The 16,917-nt window shown below is 70.9% G+C and carries 13 protein-coding genes and 1 riboswitch; of the genes, 4 read left to right on the top strand and 9 right to left on the bottom strand.

All coding sequences use genetic code 11. The annotated features are described in order from the left end of the window. Positions 1 to 37: 37 nt before the first annotated feature. From ACIQD6_RS04140 to ACIQD6_RS04120, 5 genes are all read right to left on the bottom strand, one after another. Complete coding sequence (locus tag ACIQD6_RS04140) at positions 38 to 1,618, bottom strand: ABC transporter substrate-binding protein (RefSeq protein WP_401877723.1); 1,581 nt, start codon at positions 1,616 to 1,618, stop codon at positions 38 to 40. A gap of 111 nt (positions 1,619 to 1,729) precedes the next feature. Then, positions 1,730 to 2,263 carry a GNAT family N-acetyltransferase gene (locus ACIQD6_RS04135; RefSeq protein ID WP_401877721.1) on the bottom strand — a complete coding sequence of 178 codons (534 nt, stop codon included), beginning with the start codon at positions 2,261 to 2,263 and terminating at the stop codon, positions 1,730 to 1,732. 131 nt (positions 2,264 to 2,394) lie between these two features. Next, complete coding sequence (locus ACIQD6_RS04130; RefSeq protein ID WP_401877719.1) at positions 2,395 to 3,321, bottom strand: ABC transporter ATP-binding protein; 927 nt, start codon at positions 3,319 to 3,321, stop codon at positions 2,395 to 2,397. Beyond that, positions 3,318 to 4,364, bottom strand: coding sequence for a FecCD family ABC transporter permease (locus tag ACIQD6_RS04125; protein ID WP_401878129.1), 1,047 nt, complete (start codon positions 4,362 to 4,364; stop codon positions 3,318 to 3,320). The genes ACIQD6_RS04130 and ACIQD6_RS04125 overlap by 4 nt, the downstream gene beginning before the upstream one ends. Positions 4,365 to 4,510: 146 nt before the next feature. Continuing rightward, entirely contained in the window at positions 4,511 to 5,635 is a 1,125-nt protein-coding gene (locus ACIQD6_RS04120; RefSeq protein ID WP_401877717.1) for an ABC transporter substrate-binding protein, read from the bottom strand. Positions 5,636 to 5,700: 65 nt separating this feature from the next. Further along, positions 5,701 to 5,887, bottom strand: a riboswitch (cobalamin riboswitch). A gap of 98 nt (positions 5,888 to 5,985) precedes the next feature. On the opposite strand from ACIQD6_RS04120, the gene ACIQD6_RS04115 reads away from it, so the two are divergent. Beyond that, entirely contained in the window at positions 5,986 to 6,642 is a 657-nt protein-coding gene (locus ACIQD6_RS04115) for a DNA-binding response regulator (RefSeq protein ID WP_401877715.1), read from the top strand. Positions 6,643 to 6,719: 77 nt separating this feature from the next. Here ACIQD6_RS04115 and ACIQD6_RS04110 read toward each other — a convergent pair whose 3' ends face one another. Continuing rightward, entirely contained in the window at positions 6,720 to 7,571 is an 852-nt protein-coding gene (locus ACIQD6_RS04110; protein ID WP_401877713.1) for a LysR substrate-binding domain-containing protein, read from the bottom strand. 82 nt (positions 7,572 to 7,653) lie between these two features. Here ACIQD6_RS04110 and ACIQD6_RS04105 point away from each other — a divergent pair, with 82 nt between their 5' ends. Beyond that, a complete protein-coding gene (locus ACIQD6_RS04105; RefSeq protein WP_401877711.1) occupies positions 7,654 to 8,571 on the top strand; it encodes an MBL fold metallo-hydrolase in 918 nt (305 codons plus the stop codon). A gap of 19 nt (positions 8,572 to 8,590) precedes the next feature. On the opposite strand, the gene ACIQD6_RS04100 is transcribed toward ACIQD6_RS04105, so the two are convergent. Further along, the gene (locus ACIQD6_RS04100) at positions 8,591 to 9,958 is read right to left on the bottom strand and encodes a hypothetical protein (RefSeq protein WP_401877709.1); all 1,368 of its coding nucleotides are present in this window, start codon (positions 9,956 to 9,958) and stop codon (positions 8,591 to 8,593) included. Further along, positions 9,951 to 11,297, bottom strand: coding sequence for a sensor histidine kinase (locus ACIQD6_RS04095; RefSeq protein ID WP_401877707.1), 1,347 nt, complete (start codon positions 11,295 to 11,297; stop codon positions 9,951 to 9,953). Before ACIQD6_RS04095 ends, ACIQD6_RS04100 begins: the two co-directional genes overlap by 8 nt. Before the next feature lie 625 nt (positions 11,298 to 11,922). On the opposite strand from ACIQD6_RS04095, the gene ACIQD6_RS04090 reads away from it, so the two are divergent. Beyond that, entirely contained in the window at positions 11,923 to 15,015 is a 3,093-nt protein-coding gene (locus ACIQD6_RS04090; RefSeq protein ID WP_401877705.1) for an AAA family ATPase, read from the top strand. A 231-nt stretch (positions 15,016 to 15,246) separates the two neighbouring features. Further along, positions 15,247 to 15,963: a 7-cyano-7-deazaguanine synthase QueC gene (gene queC / locus ACIQD6_RS04085; RefSeq protein ID WP_401877703.1), complete on the top strand. Its 717-nt coding sequence runs from the start codon at positions 15,247 to 15,249 to the stop codon at positions 15,961 to 15,963. Positions 15,964 to 16,190: 227 nt separating this feature from the next. Here the strand turns inward: queC and ACIQD6_RS04080 are convergent, their stop codons facing one another. Beyond that, positions 16,191 to 16,892, bottom strand: a complete 702-nt coding sequence (locus ACIQD6_RS04080; RefSeq protein ID WP_401877701.1) for an HAD family hydrolase — start codon at positions 16,890 to 16,892, stop codon at positions 16,191 to 16,193. Between the last annotated feature and the right edge of the window lie 25 nt (positions 16,893 to 16,917).

Below are 16,917 nucleotides of genomic sequence, written 5' to 3'. Positions count from 1 at the left end.
CGGGCTGTGCGAGGGGGCCGGGCGGTCCATGCCGGGATCAGCGCCGGGTGCTCGCGGTGGCGAGGCCGCGCTCGTACGGGTCGAGGGTCACGCCCCGTACCGACGGAGCGGCGCCCACGATGATCCGCTGGTGCACCAGCGGTACGACCGCGTCCGTACCGAGGATCCTGGCCTCCGCCGCCATCGCCGCGTCCTGCCGCTTGCCGGGGTCCGCGAGGGAGTCCGCCGTGGCGACGGCCCGGTCCACCCCCTTGTCGCAGAGCAGCGCCAGGTTGTAACTCCCGTCGCAGGTGAAGTCGGTGGAGAGGGCGGAGACGGGGTCACCGGTGTCGAGCATCGTGTTGCGCGCGGAGACGAAGGCGTCGAACTTCCCGGCCAGCGCGTCGCTCTCGATGCGCGCGTATTCGCGGACTGTCAGCTTCACCGTGAACCCGGCCTTCTCCAGCTGCTGTTGGAGCACCTGGGCGACCTCGGGCAGCTCGGGCCGGTTGTCGTACGTGGCGATGGTGACGGTGGCGCCCTTGACGTCCTTGATCTCCTTGATGTCCTTGCCGGTGGCGGCCTCCGCCCGTCCGACGGGCTTCTCGCGCTTGCCCTTCGCCCAGGTCAGCGCGGGGCCGAAGATGCCCTGGGCGGGGTCGGCGTGTCCTTCGTAGACATTCTTGGCGAGTACGGAGGTGTCGATGGCCCGGCGGGCGGCGGCCCGGACCTCCGGGTCCGCGAAGGGACCCGACCGGGTGTTGAGGTGGAGGCTGGTGTTGCGGGTGGTGGCCACCTCGTGCGCGGCGCCCTCGGTGAGGGAGGCGGCCTGCGCGACCGGTATCGCCTCGGCGATGTCCTCCTCGCCGCTGCGCAGGGCGTTGGCGCGGGCCGTGCCGTCGGCGATGAACCTGGCATCGATACCGGAGGCGTGGGCCCGGCCGCCCCAGTAGTCGTCGAAGCGGTCGAGTGTGGCGCCGGTGGAGCCGGTGACCTTGGTGAGTTCGAAGGGGCCGGTGGCCGTGCCGACGGGGTTGACGGCGCCGCCCCGCTTCTTGCTCGTGGAGCCGTTGCTCTTGGCGTCCTTCGCGTACGCCTTCGGGGACAGGACAGCCATGCTCGGGCCCGCCAGCCGGAAGGGCAGTGCGGGGTCCGGCTCAGCGGTCGTGACGCGGACCCGGTGGTCGCCGGACGGGGTCGCGGTGAGCTTGACCTCGGAGAGCGCGGTGGGTACGGGGGTGGCGCTCGCGGCGTGGGTGAGGGCGGCGGCGACCGACTCCGGGGTGACCTCGGTACCGTCCTGGAAGCGGGCCTCACGGAGCGTGAACAGCCAACTGCCGTCGTTCTCACGGCTCCAGGACTCGGCGAGCGCGGGGCTCGCGGCGCCGTTGCCGTCGAGGCGGGTCAGTCCCTCGGTGACGCCGAGCCGGCTCAGGATCGTGGCGTCGGCGCCGTACGGGGAGAAGTTCTCGGTGGGCGGGAAGGCCAGCGCCATCCGCAGCCGTCCACCACTGCCGGAGCCCGAGGACGACGCGCCGTCGGAGCTGCCGCCGGAGGCGAAGCAGCCGGTGAGCGGGAGGGCGAGCAGGGGGGCGAGCAGCAGGCCGGCGGCGAACCGGCGGCGACGGACAGATCGCATGGTCCTCGTTCTCGTCTCTACGCGTCTCTACGTGATGACGTGATGACGTGATGGCGCGATGGGCAGGGCTGACGTGGGGCGGAACGAGAGACTACATGAAAATGATTTCCATCAAGCCATCGGGACCTCGAAGTGGACGATCCCCTGCCCACCGCCGGGCTCCTCGCGCTCATCGCACACCACTTTCCCCGTCGCCCGCCAGAAGGCCTCGGCGCCGGGAACGGCGGGGTCGGTGTGCAGATAGACCGAGCGGTAGCCGCCTTCCGTCGCGGCGAAGTCCAGGAGTGCGCGCACCAGCCTGCGGGCCAGCCCCTGGCGGCGATGGTCCGGGCGTACGTACACCCGCCTCAGCTGGGCGGTCTCCCCCGACGGGTAACGCTCGGCGAGCCAGCGGGGGTTGGGCGGGTGGGCCGGCCCCCGGGCGTCCAGCGCGGCGGTCCCGGCGACCACGCCCGTGCTCTCGTCGACGGCGACCAGCAGGGTGTGGCGGGCGGGGGCGAGGTAGGCGCCCGCGAGGTCGATGATGTCCGCGTGCCAGCGTGGGACGTATCCCGTACCGAAGTCGCGGTAGACGGTGTCGAGCATCACCGCACGGGCGGTGTCGAGGTCGTCGGGGGTCGCGGTTCGGATGCAGTAATTGCGCACTTGCACATCCTAGGCAACAAGGATGTGCACGATTCAGCGGGGCGGCACTCTGCGACTGGGGCTGGGGCTGGGGCCGCGACTGGGACTGCGACCGCGGCTGGGACTGCGACCGCCACGCCGGGCCGCCGCGTTCAGGCCGTTGACGCCGGCCTTGACGTTGGCGTTGACGTCGACCTTGGCGTGGGCACCGTGCCGAGGAACCGTACGTACGGGCGCCCCTCGGGCCCGTCCTGGGTGACGGCGGCGCGCACCCCGTACACATCCGCGATGAGGCGCTCGGTGATGACGTCCCACGAGCTGCCGCCGGCCACGACACGGCCCTGCTTCAGCACGACGAGCTGATCGCAGTACATCGCCGCCAGGTTCAGGTCGTGCAGCGCGATGACGCTGGTCACCGGGAGTTCGGCGACCAGGTTCAGGAGGTCGAGCTGGTGCTGGATGTCCAGATGGTTGGTCGGTTCGTCCAGCAGGAGTTCACGGGGCTCCTGGGCGAGCGCGCGGGCGATCTGGACCCGCTGGCGCTCGCCGCCCGAGAGCGTGTGCCAGGACTGTCCTGCCCGGTCTGCCAGGCCGGTGCGTTCCAGAGCCGTACGAATGGCCTCGTCGTCCCCGGCAGCCGCGGCGGACCAGGCGCGGCGGTGTGGGACGCGACCGAGCCGTACGACATCGCGTACGGTCAACTCGACCTGGGTGTCGGCCTGTTGCTCGACCACGGCGACGCGGCGGGCGAGCGATCTGCGGCCGAGTTCGGCGAGCGGGCGGCCGTCGAGGGTGATGACGCCGGAGGCGGGGGCGAGGACGCCGGAGAGCAGGCGCAACAGGGTGGATTTTCCCGAGCCGTTCGGTCCGAGCAGCCCGACCATGGACCCGGGCGGCGGCGCGAGGCTGACCCCGTCCACGATCAGGCGTCCGCCGGCGGTACGGGAGACGCGGTCGGCGCGCAGACCCGAGGCGGTCGCCGTATCCGTGTCCGGGTCCGTGTCCGCACCTGTACCCGTACCTGTACCCGTACCTGTACCTGTACCTGTACTCGTCTCTGTGTTCGCGGTCCGCTTCATTGGATTCTCCGGCCGCGGTACAGGACCAGGACGAACGCCGGTACGCCGATCAACGAGGTCACCACACCCACCGGCACCTCCTGCGGGTCGAGCACCGTACGGGCCAGGGTGTCGACCCAGACCAGGAACACCGCCCCGGTCAGCGCGGTGACCGGCAGCAGCCGGCCGTGGCCGGGACCGGCCAGCGCGCGGGCGGCGTGCGGCAGTACGAGGCCGACGAAGCCGATGGCCCCGGCCGAGCTGACCAGCGCCGCCGTCAGCAGCGCCGTCACGCACAGCAGCACCACACGGGTACGGGCCACGGAGACGCCCAGCGTCGCCGCCGCGTCCTGGCCGAACGCGAACGCGTCGAGCGTCCGCGCGTACCCGAGACACACCAGCAGCGCCACCGCGAGCACCGCGAGGCAGACCCACACGTCGGTCCACCCGGCGCCGCTGAGCGATCCGAGCAGCCAGAACAGCACCCCGCGCGTGGTCTCCGCGTCCGCCGCCGTCATCACGATGAAGGAGGTCATGGCCGAGAAGAGCTGCATGGCGGCGACTCCGGAGAGCACCACCCGGTCCACCGTGCCGCCGAGCGTATGACTGAGCAGCAGCACGAGCGCGAACGAGCACAGGGCTCCGAGGAACGCGCCGCCCGAGATGGACAGCGCCCCGCCGCCGACGCCGAGCACGACGACCACGACCGCGCCGGTCGAGGCCCCTGAGGAGACGCCCAGGACGAAGGGGTCGGCGAGCGGGTTGCGGAGCAGGGACTGCATCACCGCCCCGCACACGGCGAGTCCGGCGCCGCAGACGGCGGCGAGCAGGGTGCGGGGCAGCCGTAGGTTCCAGACGATCCCGTCCCGGATCGGTGTGAGGCCGGAATCCCCCCAGCCGATATGGGTGGCCACCACGGACCAGACGTCGCCGACGCGGATGTTCGCGGGGCCGATGGTGATCGCGACGGCGACGGAGAGGAACAGCGCGGCGATCCCGCCGGCCCAGAGGAGGCCGTGCCGCAACCGGCGTATGCCTGAGGCGCGTACACCCGTGCCGCGTATGCCTGATCCGCGTACGCCTGAGCCGCGTACGCCTGAGCCGCGTACGTCCGGATCAGGTACGTCCGGATCAGGTCCGTCCGCACCTCGTGCCTCGGGGGCCGCCGGAACCCCCGTGGCCTCCCGGGACCGCTCCGTACGTTCGACCGTCACTTCGCGGGCGCGATCTCGCGCAGCTTCGCCGCGACCTTCTCGACGCCCTCGACCGTTCGGATGGTCGGGTTCATGGCCTGGCCACTGAGCAGGACGTAGCGCTTGTGCTTGACGGCGTCCATGTTCTGGGTGGCCGGATTGGACTCCAGGAACTCGATCTTCTTCTCGGCGGTCTCGGCCGTCTCCGACTTACGGGTGAGGTCGCCGATCACCAGAACGCTCGGGTTACGGTCCGCGACCGTCTCCCAGTTGATCTGGGGCCACTCCTCGTGGTTGTCGTCGAAGACGTTCTTCGCCCCGACGGCGTTGGTGATGATGCCGGGAGCGCCGCAGCAGCCGCCCATGTACGGCGACTCGGAGTTGGCGAACCAGTAGAGGAGGGTGGGCTTTCCGGCCTTCTCGCCGTCCGCGGCCTTCTCGTCCGTCCCGCCCTTCGCGGCATCGATCCCGGCCGTGGCCTTCGCCATCCGGCTCTTGAGCCCGGCGACCACCTTCTCGCCCCGCTCCTCGACACCGAAGACCTTGGCCAGGTCGCGTACCTCGCCGTAGACGTCGTCCATGCTGAGCGGCGTCGAACGGGCTCCGTCGCCGTCGCCGCTGTTGTCCTTGGTGCAGTCGGACGGGGAGACGTACGTGGGTACGCCCAGATCCTCGAACTGCGGGCGCGTGGCCACACCGCCCTTGCCCAGCGTCGATTCGAAAGACGAGGCCACGAAGTCGGGCTCGGTGTCCAGGACCTTCTCGAAGGAGGGGGCGTTGTCCGCCAGCCGCTTCACGCGGGCGTTGGGCTTCTCCAGCCCCTTCATCAGCGGGTCGGTCCAGGTGGCGGTGCCCACCATCCGGTCGGCGAGACCGAGGGAGAGCATGATCTCCGTCGTGCCCTGGTTGAGCGAGACGGCACGGCTGGGCGCCACGTCGACCCGTACCTTCTGTCCGCAGTTGTCGAGGGTGCGGGGATATCCGGCGGCGTCACTGCCCGACGTGGACGCGTCGGACGTGGACGCGTCGTCGGAGGAGCCCCCGCCGCCGCAGGCCGTCAGGAGCAGTGCCCCGGCGAGAAAAAGGGTGGCGTGACGGACGGTGGCACGGGTGCGGGTGCGGGCGGAGCGCGCGATCGGCACGGAAGTTCCTCTGCGTCGAGGGCCCATGCGCGGAGCCCGGTCGTACGGTGCTCCCCCGCCACAGGTCGAGGACGGAGGCCGCCAGCAGGTCTTCGGACTCGGGATCCCCCGGACGAGACGCCTTCCCGGACAACTCAGCTGTCCAGTGGCCGATGCCACGCCCGTCACCCTTACCGCTGCGCGTCAGTTCCGGATTTCCACCGGATTCCCTGACCCACGTACATGGGTTCGACTGGCCTCGGCAAGCTATCACAGGAGATTTTCCAGCCAGATTCGCCCTCGGCCAGGTCCGCCGGAGCACCGGTCGAAGGGGCTATTTGTCAGGCAGGGCCCAGGAGGGACCATGGGGCATGCCGGAAAACGAACCAGTGAGCGTCGCGCTGATCGACGACCATCCCGTCGTCCTCGCCGGGATCGAGTCCTGGTACGCCGCGTCACAGCGGCCGATCACGGTGACGGCCAAGGGGCCCGGCCTCTCCGTGGCCATGTGCGGGGCCGGCCGGGACGCGGATGTGGTGGTGCTGGACCTTCAGCTCTCCCACGGGGTGCCCGCCTACCCCGAGTTGAAGCAACTGGTCGCGCAGGAACGGCAAGTGATCGTCTACACGATGCAGGACAGTCAGGAGACCGCGCTGACCTGCCTGGATCTGGGGGCGTTCACGTACCTGACGAAGGCCGAGGGGGAGAATCACCTCATGGCGGCCACGCTGGCGGCGGCCGACTGCCGTCCCTACACACCACCGGCGCTGGCCGGTGCTTTCGGCAGCGACGCGAGGAAGGGCCGGCCCGCGCTGACTCCGCGTGAGGTGGAGGTGCTCCTGGAGTGGTTCCAGTCGGAGTCCAAGGCCATGGTCGGGGAGAGCCTGGGCCTCTCCGTCCGTACGGTGAACACCTACCTGGAGCGCGTACGGATCAAGTACGCCAACGCGGGGCGGCCGGCGACGACGAAGGCGAATCTGGTCGCGCGGGCCATTCAGGACGGACTGACGTCGCTGGACGAGCTGTAGAGGTACCGGCCCGCGAGTTGGGGAGGCACGGCCCAGGCCGAGCCGTGCGGTCGCCGACCACGACGGCCGCGAGGCGCTCAGTCGCGGTACGCGGCCGTCGCGATCCGGACGAACGACCGGATCAGCGGGTTCGCGTCACCCTCGTTCCACGCCGCCACCACGCGGCTCGGCGCCATGTCGCTCAGTGGAACCGCGGTCAGCTCCTCCGGTGAGTCGTGCGTGAGCGGGGTCATCCCGACCGTGCCGTTCCAGAGCACGGCCTGCCGGCACTCCTGGACGACACGTACCACCGGACCCTCGCGAGGTTCGCCCCCGTTCCAGTACGACTGCCAGACCGGGTCGGTGCCGTCCGGGAACCGGAACCATCTCCGGTCGGCCAGATCGGCCAGCTTCAGGCGGTCGCGGCCGGCCAGCGGATCGTCGGCGCGCAGCACCGCGCCCACCGGGTCGGCGCGCAACTCGTGCACCGTCAGGCCGGTCTCGTCGAACGGCCCGCGGGTCAGGGCGACATCGACCAGTCCCGCGCGCAGCCCGCAGGTCGGATCGGTCAGGTCGGTCTCGCGGACACGGACCTCGACGCCCGGATGCCGCCGGCGGTACGCGGCGGCCAGCCGCGTCGCACCCCGGTCGGAACCGTCGCCCAGGATGCCGACGGTGATGTTCGCGGCGCCGGCCGCCGCGGCCACCCGCACGCGCACCCGGTCGGCCCGGCCGAGCAGCGTACGCGCCTCGTCCAGCAGCGCCGTCCCGGCGGGAGTGAGCGTGACGCCCGCGGCGGAGCGCTGCAGCAGCCCGGCACCGACGTCGCTCTCCAGTTGCTTGATCGCCCGGCTCAGCGGTGGCTGGCTCATGTGCAGCCGGGCGGCGGCCCGGCCGAAGTGGAGTTCCTCGGCGACGGCCACGAAATAGCGCAGCGTGCGTAATTCCATGACCAGCGACGATACCCGTACGGTATCGACGCCACCTGAAGAGTCTTGGACGGCTGCGGTGACCCGGCAGTGGAATCGGCGTATGAACGACGCACTGGACGCACTGATCGTGGACGAACCGGTGACCGATCCCGCCGTGCGGGTCGGCGACGCCGAGGAGATCGCCGCCGGCCTGCTGGTGATCCCGAACCGCCGGATCGATCTGGTACCCAACATCGGCATCATCGGCGGCACTCGGGCCGTACTGGTCGTCGAGACAGGTATCGGCACCGACAACGCCGAGCAGGTCCTCGCCTTCGCCTCCGAGGTGGCGAAGGGCCGTCGCCTGTACCTGACCACGACGCACTTCCACCCCGAGCACGCCTTCGGCGCGCAGGCGTTCGCCGGCCGGGCCACCTACCTGGTCAACCGCGCACAGGCGGAGGACCTGAAGACGAAGGGGCCGGGCTACCTGGAGATGTTCCGGGGCTTCGGCGGGCCGATCGCCCAGCGCCTGGAGGGCGTACGGATACCCACTCCCGATGTGGTCTACGACGACGCGTACGACCTGGACCTCGGCGGCCGGACCGTACGGCTGCGGCCCACCGGCCGGGGCCACACGAAGGGCGACCAGGTGGTCGACGTGCCGGACGCCGGCGTGCTGTTCACCGGGGATCTGGCCGAGACCGGGCAGTTCGCCATCTTCCCGTGGTTCCCGCCGTACGACACGGACGTCTCCGGCCTGCGCTGGCTGACGGTGATGGACCGGCTGGCCGCCGCAGCGCCCCGGGTGGTGGTTCCCGGCCACGGCGACCTGGGCGGCCCGCAGGTGCTCACCGACGTCCGCGACTACCTGCGTGAGCTGCGAGACGAGACCTGGCGGCGGCGCGACTCCGCGATGGGCGAGGACGAGATCGTCGCCGAGGTCCGGGCGGTGCTGGTCGAGCGGCATCCCGAGTGGGCCGGCCAGGAGTGGATCGAGCGGGGCGTCGGGTGCCTGTGCACCGAGCACGCCGCGTGAACCCTCTCGGCATGAACTCCTAAGCCTGGGCCCGGGATTGGTCCTGAGGCTGGGTACGGGCCCGGGCCCGGGTCTGCGCCTGGGGTTCTCTGCGCGGCTCGCCCAGGGGACCGCTCTCCACGTGAAGCGCGTAGGACGCCTCGACCAGGAGCCGTCCCTCGCTCCGGACCGTACGCACCCGGATGCCGGGCTCGGCGGGCTCCGGGATGTCCGTCCCGGGCGCGTCGGTCACCACGCTCACCCGCACCAGCCCGCCGCCGCGCACGACGGTGGCGCGTGCGCTGTGCCGCGCCGTCGCGAGCGCGGCCAGTACGGGCTCGGTCAGCGCGCGGCGCAGGTGCCGGGGCACCGGGGCCGACGCTCCCCGCACGGCGAGCTGCACATCGACGCCGTGGCGTTCGGCGACACCGATACCGGCCCGGAGTTCATGGATCAACGGGTCGGCCGCGTGGTCCCGTTCGGCGAACAGCCGACGCAGCCGGGCGGCTTCGAAGGCGCTCCGGCGCCGGACCCGCTCGTCCCCCGGTTCGAGCGACCCGTCGGCCAGCCCGGTGAGCAGCGGTAGCACCGAGCGGCCCAGATCGCGGTAGCGCGACCGCTGGTCGGCGTGGACCTGCGCGGAGACCGCGGCCTCGGTACGTACCCGCTCCTGCTCGCGCGCCGTGGCACCGGCCGTCGCCGCGCAGTCCCGCAGCAGCCTCGCCATCACCGCCGCGGCGATCTGGAACGCGCAGATGGCCAGGGCGCTGACGGCCATCCCCGCCGCGACCTGGCGTGACGGAGTCCCGGCGAGCAGCAACTGTACGAGCGTGACCGCGACATGGCCGCCGACGAAGAGCAGCGTCGCGTTCAGCCCGGCGTCGAACAGCAGCAGGACCCCGAACCAGCCGATCTCCAGGAACGTCCAGTGCGGGGTCGCGAGGAAGTACGTGCTCGGCAGCTGGCTCGTGGCGACGACCGCCACCGCCAGCGCGGCGACCAGTCCCGTCACCACCCACCACCGTGGCCTGCGACGGCCGGCCGCTCCGAGGAGCGCGTCCACCACGATGACGAGTGTCAGCAGTCCGAACGCGGTGAGCTGCACCCAGGCGTGCCGGTAATTGCCGAGGTTGGCGAGGAGGGCGGGCAGCGCGAGTGCGAAGTGGATCACCGAGAGGATGATCAGTCCGGCCAGCCGCAGCGCGCCGCGCATGCTGTCGGCGATCCGGTCGGTCGTCGGATCGGATCGCCCGCCCGCATCTTTGTCCCCACCCGATTCCCCGCCCGTTTTCCTGCCCGTTTCCCTGCCCACTCCCCCGTCCGTCGGGGCCGTCGGGGCCCTCAGGGCCCTCGGGTCTGTCGCGTCCCTCGGGTCGTTCGACGCACCGTGCCCCCGCGCGTCAGACATGCGGCCACTCCAGCCGTACGGCCGTGCCCCGCCGGAGCCCGGAGTCGATCGTGGCTCTGCCGCCGACGGCGGCCATGCGCTCGACCACCGAGCGCGCCAGCCCCCGGCAGTGCGGCGGCACCTGGGCCGTATCGAAACCGACGCCGCCGTCACTGATGGTGACGGTGATGGTGTCGCCCTCCCGGCGCGCCGTCACGGTCGCCGAGTCGACGCCCGCGTGCCGGGCCACATTGCGCAGCGCCTCTCCCAGGCTCCCCCGGATCGCCACGGCGGCCGGCCGCCACATCAGGCCGAGCGAGCCGTCGAACTCGGCTCGTACGGACAGGAGATGGTCGCCGATCTCCGCGCGCAGCTCCTGGGCCACATCCGTCTCACCGGATGTCACCCGCTCCGAGGCCAGGCGCCGCAGGTCCTTGCCCGCCTGAGTACGCAGTATGTGCGGATGGATGGACCGGCCGTGGGCCGAGACCATCAGCAGCGTCGCGCAGGCGGTGTCGTGCAGCGTCGCCAAGTGCTCGCGCTCCGCCGACCGCTGCGCCTGCGCCACCTCGTGCCGTCGCCGTGCGGCCGCGGTCTCGGCGCCGACGGCGTCGGCGGTTCTGCTGGCGCGCAGGACCAGTTGGTACATGCCCTGGGAGAGCGCGGTCTGCACCAGCAGCCAACTCACGTTCGGCAGCGCGTAGTCCCACCCGTCCGGCCGGTCCAGCACGACACCGGCCAGGTCGGCGACGGCCAGCAGGAGCGCCAAGGCGACCGCGAGCGCGGGCGGGTACATCAGCTGGTAGCCGACCGCGACGATGCTGACCACCACCAGCAGCCAGGTGCTGCCGTACATGGTCTGGGTGTCCGGAATCGTCAGTGTCTGAGTGAGGCAGAGTCCGATCAGTACGGCCAGGTCCGTGGCCAGAATCAGTCGGGGGCGGATTCCCGCCATCCCTAATCGGTAGTGCAGGGCGCTCCAGACGAGTACGACGGCGGAGACGGCCGACGTGGCGGCCATGCTGTCGACGGGCATCGCCGGTACGGCGAGTACGGCGCACGAGCACACCACCACCAGCCGGATCCGGTAGGCGTAGCGGTAGGCGAACCGGACGAACTCCCGCTCGGCCGGGCCCGGAACGCCGCGCCCCGAGGGGGCGTGACCAGGGGCGGGAGGGCCGCCGGTGCCGCCTGGAGAGCCGTCGGCGCCGCCTGGAGGGCCGTCGTCCGCGCCCGGCGGAACTCCCGGCGGAACGCCCGGTTCCGACCGTACGCCGGTTTCCGGGGACTCGACGGCGGAAGGCTCCCCCGCGAGCCCGGTGGTCATCTCGTCCCGCTCGTTCGGCACTCGGCGCTTCACCCGTCGCGGTCCCTCCTCCAATTGTCGGTCGTTTGACCGTCACACGTCCAAGGACTCCGGCGCTAGCGTTTCTCCCGTCATGGTGCTGGACCCTCCGCTCTTCGCGGTATCGGTCCCCATGACCGCACGCACACCTGCCTCATGGGGGTGGGCAGGGTGCGTGAGGGGGAAGGGAAAGGTAAGGGTGTGCGGGGCAGTCCACCGGGACTGTCCCGCCACCGTGACCGCGAAGATCGCGGCCCACCGCCGAAACCCGTCGCCGAAACCCGTCGTCAAAACCACTGTCGCATCCGTGGCCCCGCGATTCCATGATTCTCGCGACTTCCGCATCCGCCTCACTTCCGGGTCGAACTCACTTCCGAAGTCAACTCACTTCCGAGGCCCCCCTTCCGGACCCAACTCCCTCCGGACCCAACTCCCTCCGAGGCCAACCCCCTTCCGGGGCCTATGCCAACGTGAGGTCCATACCAAATCCTTCCGCCGGGTTCGCCGCCCCGACCGGAACCGCGTTGCCCTGTTTGCCTCTTCGTAAAGGCACACACGAATCCGTTTCGGAAGACCTCTGACACGAGCAGACAGTTGGTGCTTCGAATAACGGGGGAGTGATCTGTGACGGAGGAAGTTCATGCAACGCAAGGAAAATGGACATCGATTGTTCATGACGGGCCGTCAAACCGAGATGCGACAGCTCCGTCAGGCTTTGAAGGATTCCGAGCGAGGCGGGCCGGTGCGATGCCTCGTCACCGGCGAACCCGGTATCGGGCGCACCACGCTGCTCCGCACGTTCTCGGCGGCCTCACGCGCCAAGGGGTGCCTCACCGTCGACCTGGTGTGCGCACCCGAGGACCGCGACCGTCCGCTGAGTCTCGCCCGCCAACTGGTCAGGAAACTCACGGCTCTTCCCCTGCCGGCGCCCGAACGCGGTGGCACCCCCGAACTCGCCCCGTGGACCGACGTGGCGCCCGCCCCGTCCGACGTACAAGCCACCGTCGCCGGTCTGACCACCACCATGCCGCTGGTCGTCACCGTGGACGACGCGGACCAGGCCGACACCGCCTCACTGGAATTCCTCCGGCACGCGCTCCTCTCCCCTCCGGCCGCGCGGCTGCTGCTGGTGGCATCGGTACGGGAAGGGGAGAGCAGAGAGGGGGCCGGACAGCTGTACGAATTGCTCGCCGGTGCGCGACAACGACGAATGGAGGGGCTCACCCGGACACAGGCCGCCACCCTGATTAAGCGTTCACTGCGACGTGCTCCCGCTCCTAAACTTGTCACCGAATGTCACCGGGTCTGCGCCGGAAATCCGTTCATGCTCATGGAAGTCGTACGGCTCATACATGATCAGGCGGCGGATACTCAGGGCCGCACGCTGGTGAGCGAAGTGGCGCCCTCCTCCGTCGCCGATCTCATAGGGGCACGGCTCGCCAGGATCGATCCGAACGCGGTAAAGGTGGCCACCGCCATCGCGATCGCCGGCAGCAACTCCGCCGCGAACCCGCTGCTCGTCGCCCATCTCTGCGGGCTGTCCCTGCACGAAACCCTCGCCGCCGCGGACTTATTGGTCCGCACCCGACTCGTGGAGGACGACGACAAACTCTTTCTGCGCCATCACGTCATGCGTAATGCTCTCCTCGGTCGTATGACCCTTATGGGCCGCAACGCCGCCCATCTCTCGGCCGCTGCTTACCTTCATGACAAACACGCTCCCGTGGAACAGATCGCCAATCACCTGACCGCCTCGACCGTCGCGCTGGACGACCCCTGGCCCGTTCCCGTACTGCTGCTGGCCGGGCGGGCGGCTCTGGCCGCGCGGGACCCGGAGAGGGCCTGCGCCTACCTGGAGCGCGCCGTGCAGGTGGCGTCCGGCGCCGAACGGCGTTCGGCGCTCCTTGAGTTGACGGACGCCAGGATGCGGATCGATCTGGTGGGCGGTCTCGAAGAGGCGGTCAGGACGCTGGAGGAGGCCACCGAGACCGCGGAGGCGACACAGGCCGCGGAGACGACGAGAGCGACGAGGACGTCGAGGACGACGACGGAGAACTCCGCGTCGGCCACCGGACCTGCCGGATCCGCCGAGGACGACATCCGCTTCCCGCTGCTGGCGCGCGTCAGCACCGCGCTGTACCTCCGCGCCCAGCCCGGGGAAGGGGTACGGGCGGCGACCACGGCGGTCCTCGCGCGGAGCCGGCTGTCCGGTTGGCCCCTGCTGCACCGGATCCTCGACTACCTCCAGGACTATCCGCCGCTGATCTCCACCCAGCCCGGTGAACAGCTCCTCGTACCGAAGGGACACACGCCAGGAGGGGACGCGGCGGCTCTCGGGGCCGACCTGTGCGGGCCCGAGCAGGTACGCGCGGCGGCCACCGTGGTGGCCGCGCTCCGCAGCCACCTGGGCGAGGACGCCGCGTACAACCGCACCGGCCCGAACGATGCCGTGCGCCAGGCCAGGGAAGCGCTGAGGACGGACCGGGGGCTGTGCCTCTCCCCGCTCCTCATGATGACGGCCCTGATGATCCTCGTCTGGAACGGGCGCGACGAGGAGGCGGCCGCCCATCTGCGGCGCCATCAGGACTGCGCGCTCTGCCCCGAGCACCCGATGCACCGGACGTTCCTGCTGCCCGTCACCGCGCGGATGGCCCTCGTGCGGGGCCGGCTGCGCGCGGCCCACGACGAGCTCAGCGAGTGCCTCGACGCGCTGGTCCGGTACGAGACGCGGTACCAGCACCCCATCCTGGTCTGGGTCGTGGGGATGCTGGCCGATGTCAAGATCAGCATGGGGCTGGACGGCGAGGCGCGGGCCCTGCTGCGCGAACACGGGTGCCTGGGCAGTCTGCCGCCCGGCTGGCTCTACCGCGACGTACTGGTCACCCGGGCCCGGCTGCGGGCCGGCGGCGGTGATCTGGCGGGCGCCTCCAGGGACCTGACGGAGGCGTGGAAGAGCGGCGCCCCGGCGCGCGGTCACGGTCCGGGCTCACCGGCGCACGACCTCGGTTCCGCGTGCGACGGCCGGGGCGTACAGGCCGGCATCGCAAGCGCCCCGGCCGTCGGCGGAGGTGCCCCGGCCGGTGCCACCGGCGGCGTCCACTGGTACGTGCACGGCACCGATCTGCTGGCGCAGTTCGGGCGGGACGAGGACGCCCGCTCCATGGCGCGGGAGCTGGTCCGGTCCGCCGAGGCCGTCAACACGCCGCGCGAACTCGGCGTGGCGCTGCGCGTCCTCGGAGCCGTACAGAAGGGCGTGGAGGCGGAGAAGCCGCTGCGTGAGGCGGTCCTGCTGCTGACGGAGACGGGCGCCCAGTTCGATCTCGCCCAGGCCGCCGCCGACCTGGCCTGCCTCCTGTTCGACGAGGGACGCCACGACGAGGCGGTGGTCGAGCTGAGCACGGCGCTCGAAATGGCCGACCGGTGCGGGGCACGGCCGCTCGCGATGCGGCTGCGCCAGCGGCTGGCGGCGGCCGAGGGGCGCTCGTCCCATCGTTCGCCGCTGGGCGGTGTGCTGACGCTGACCAAGCGGGAGAAGCAGATCCTGATCGACGCCGTGCGCGGCCTGACCAACGAGCGGATCGCGACGACCCTGCACATCACCCGGCGCACGGTGGAACTCCACCTGTCCAGCGCCTACCGCAAACTCGGCATCACGGGGCGCAAGGACTTCCCGAGTCTGTTCCGTACGGCGGGGCTGTGGCCGCTGCTGGTCGACACGGGATCGCTCGCGTGAACCCTTCGACCTGTGTGGGTCTCTTCGGACCCGTGTGGGTCTCTCGGATCCGTGTGGGTCTCTTCGGATCCCGGCCGGCGTATCTCGGTACCTGCCCCAACGCCCTACGGCATAGCCCGTGATGCCCCCGCGGCCCGGCCGACGCCACGATGACCTCATGCGCTCGGCCGATCGGCCGTTCCCCGCTCGGCCGTTGTCCGCGCTCCCCTACTCCCCATCCGGAGGTTCCCGATGGACCAGGACGACAAGCTTCCCGATCCGTTCACGGCAGTGGTGGTGCTGTCCGGAGGCATGGACTCCACAACGCTCATGGCGCACTACGCGGCCCTGCGCCACAAACTGATCGCCGTCACCATCGACTACGGGCAGCGTCACCACCGCGAGATCGATTCCGCGCGGGCCATCGCGGCCCACTACGAAGCCCAGCACCACGTGGTCGACCTGCGCGGTTTCGGCTCGCTGCTGCACGGCTCCGCGCTGACGAACGATGAGGTCGAGGTGCCCGACGGGCACTACGCGGAGCAGTCCATGCGCGCCACCGTCGTACCGAACCGCAACGCGGTGCTGGCGAACGTCGCGGTCTCGGTCGGAGTGGCCCACCGTGCCGCGATCGTGGCGCTCGGCATGCACGCGGGCGACCACTTCATCTATCCCGACTGCCGGCCCCCGTTCATCAGCGCGCTGCGCGAGCTGGTCACGGTGGCCAACGAAGGGTTCGCCACCCCCCGGGTGGAGGCGCCGTTCATCACCTGGTCCAAGGCCGACATCGCCACGCACGGGACGCGCCTCGGCGCCCCGCTGGAGGTCAGCTGGTCCTGCTACAAGGGCGGCGACCGGCACTGCGGGACCTGCGGAACGTGCTACGAACGCCGGGAGGCCTTCAGGAACGCCGGGGTGCCCGACCCGACCGACTACCTCGACGACGTGACCGAGTTCGCCGTTCCGTAGACCAAGTCGCGCCCGGTAAAGGGAGTTCACGGTTCCGCGACACGGGTTCGCCGTCGCGCCGACCGAGTTCTCCGTTCCGCGGCACGAGCCGGCCGGCCGCGCCATGTGCCGCACCACATGCCGCGCGCCCCCGCCGCGACCGACGACCACGGAACCGACGACCACGGGCCGGGCTCTCCTCCTGGAAGGGGAGCCCGGCCCGTCGTTGTCGTATGCGAGGCGACTGGTTACTGGCTTCCGAGCACCAGCGTGTCCAGCTCGGCGGCCGACGACAGCAGCACATCCGGCCCGTCGGGCGTTCCCTGCGCCGCCATCGTTCCTCCGTTGCCCGTACGCACCCCTACGACCACCGCGCCGAGCCGGCGGCCCAGCGCGATGTCGGAGGAGGTGTCACCTATGACATAGAGCCGGTGGCCGGGCTCGTGGCCGACCTCGTCCAGCGCGCGCCGTGCCAGCTCGACCTTGGTGTCTGCGTCGCTGGCCCCCTCGCCCCGGGCGACCAGGTCGTCGCGGGTGAGCACCGGCCCGAAGCAGTCCCGTACCTCGTAGCGTTCGAGCAGCGAGACGGTGGGTTCGGTGCCGACCCAGGAGCTGACCAGCGCGAGCCGTACGCCCGCCCCGGACAGCGCGGTCAGCATCTCGACCACGCCCGGATACAGCTTCCCGTGCGGCATGTACCGGCGCGCGACCTCGTCCACCCGGTCCAGCACCCGTACGGAGCCGATGCGCAGCTTCCCGCTGGTGATCGCGGACCAGTAGGCGAAGCCGAGGATCTCCTCGCGGGGCGGCGGTGTGGCGCTCTGCTGCTCGTGCAGATCCAGGACGAAGCGGTGGAACATCTCGTAGAAGTCCAGGAGCGTGCCGTCCCGGTCCAGTACGACGGTGGTCCCTGCCCCGGACCGGGAGATCCCGGACCCGGTCCGCGGCACACCACCCGGGGCGGTCCCGCCGCCC

This window comes from Streptomyces sp. NPDC088400, assembly GCF_044753355.1.
Taxonomy (GTDB): Bacteria; Actinomycetota; Actinomycetes; order Streptomycetales; family Streptomycetaceae; genus Streptomyces.
Note: the sequence above shows the minus strand (reverse complement) of the source record. Positions and strands in the feature narration are given on the sequence as shown.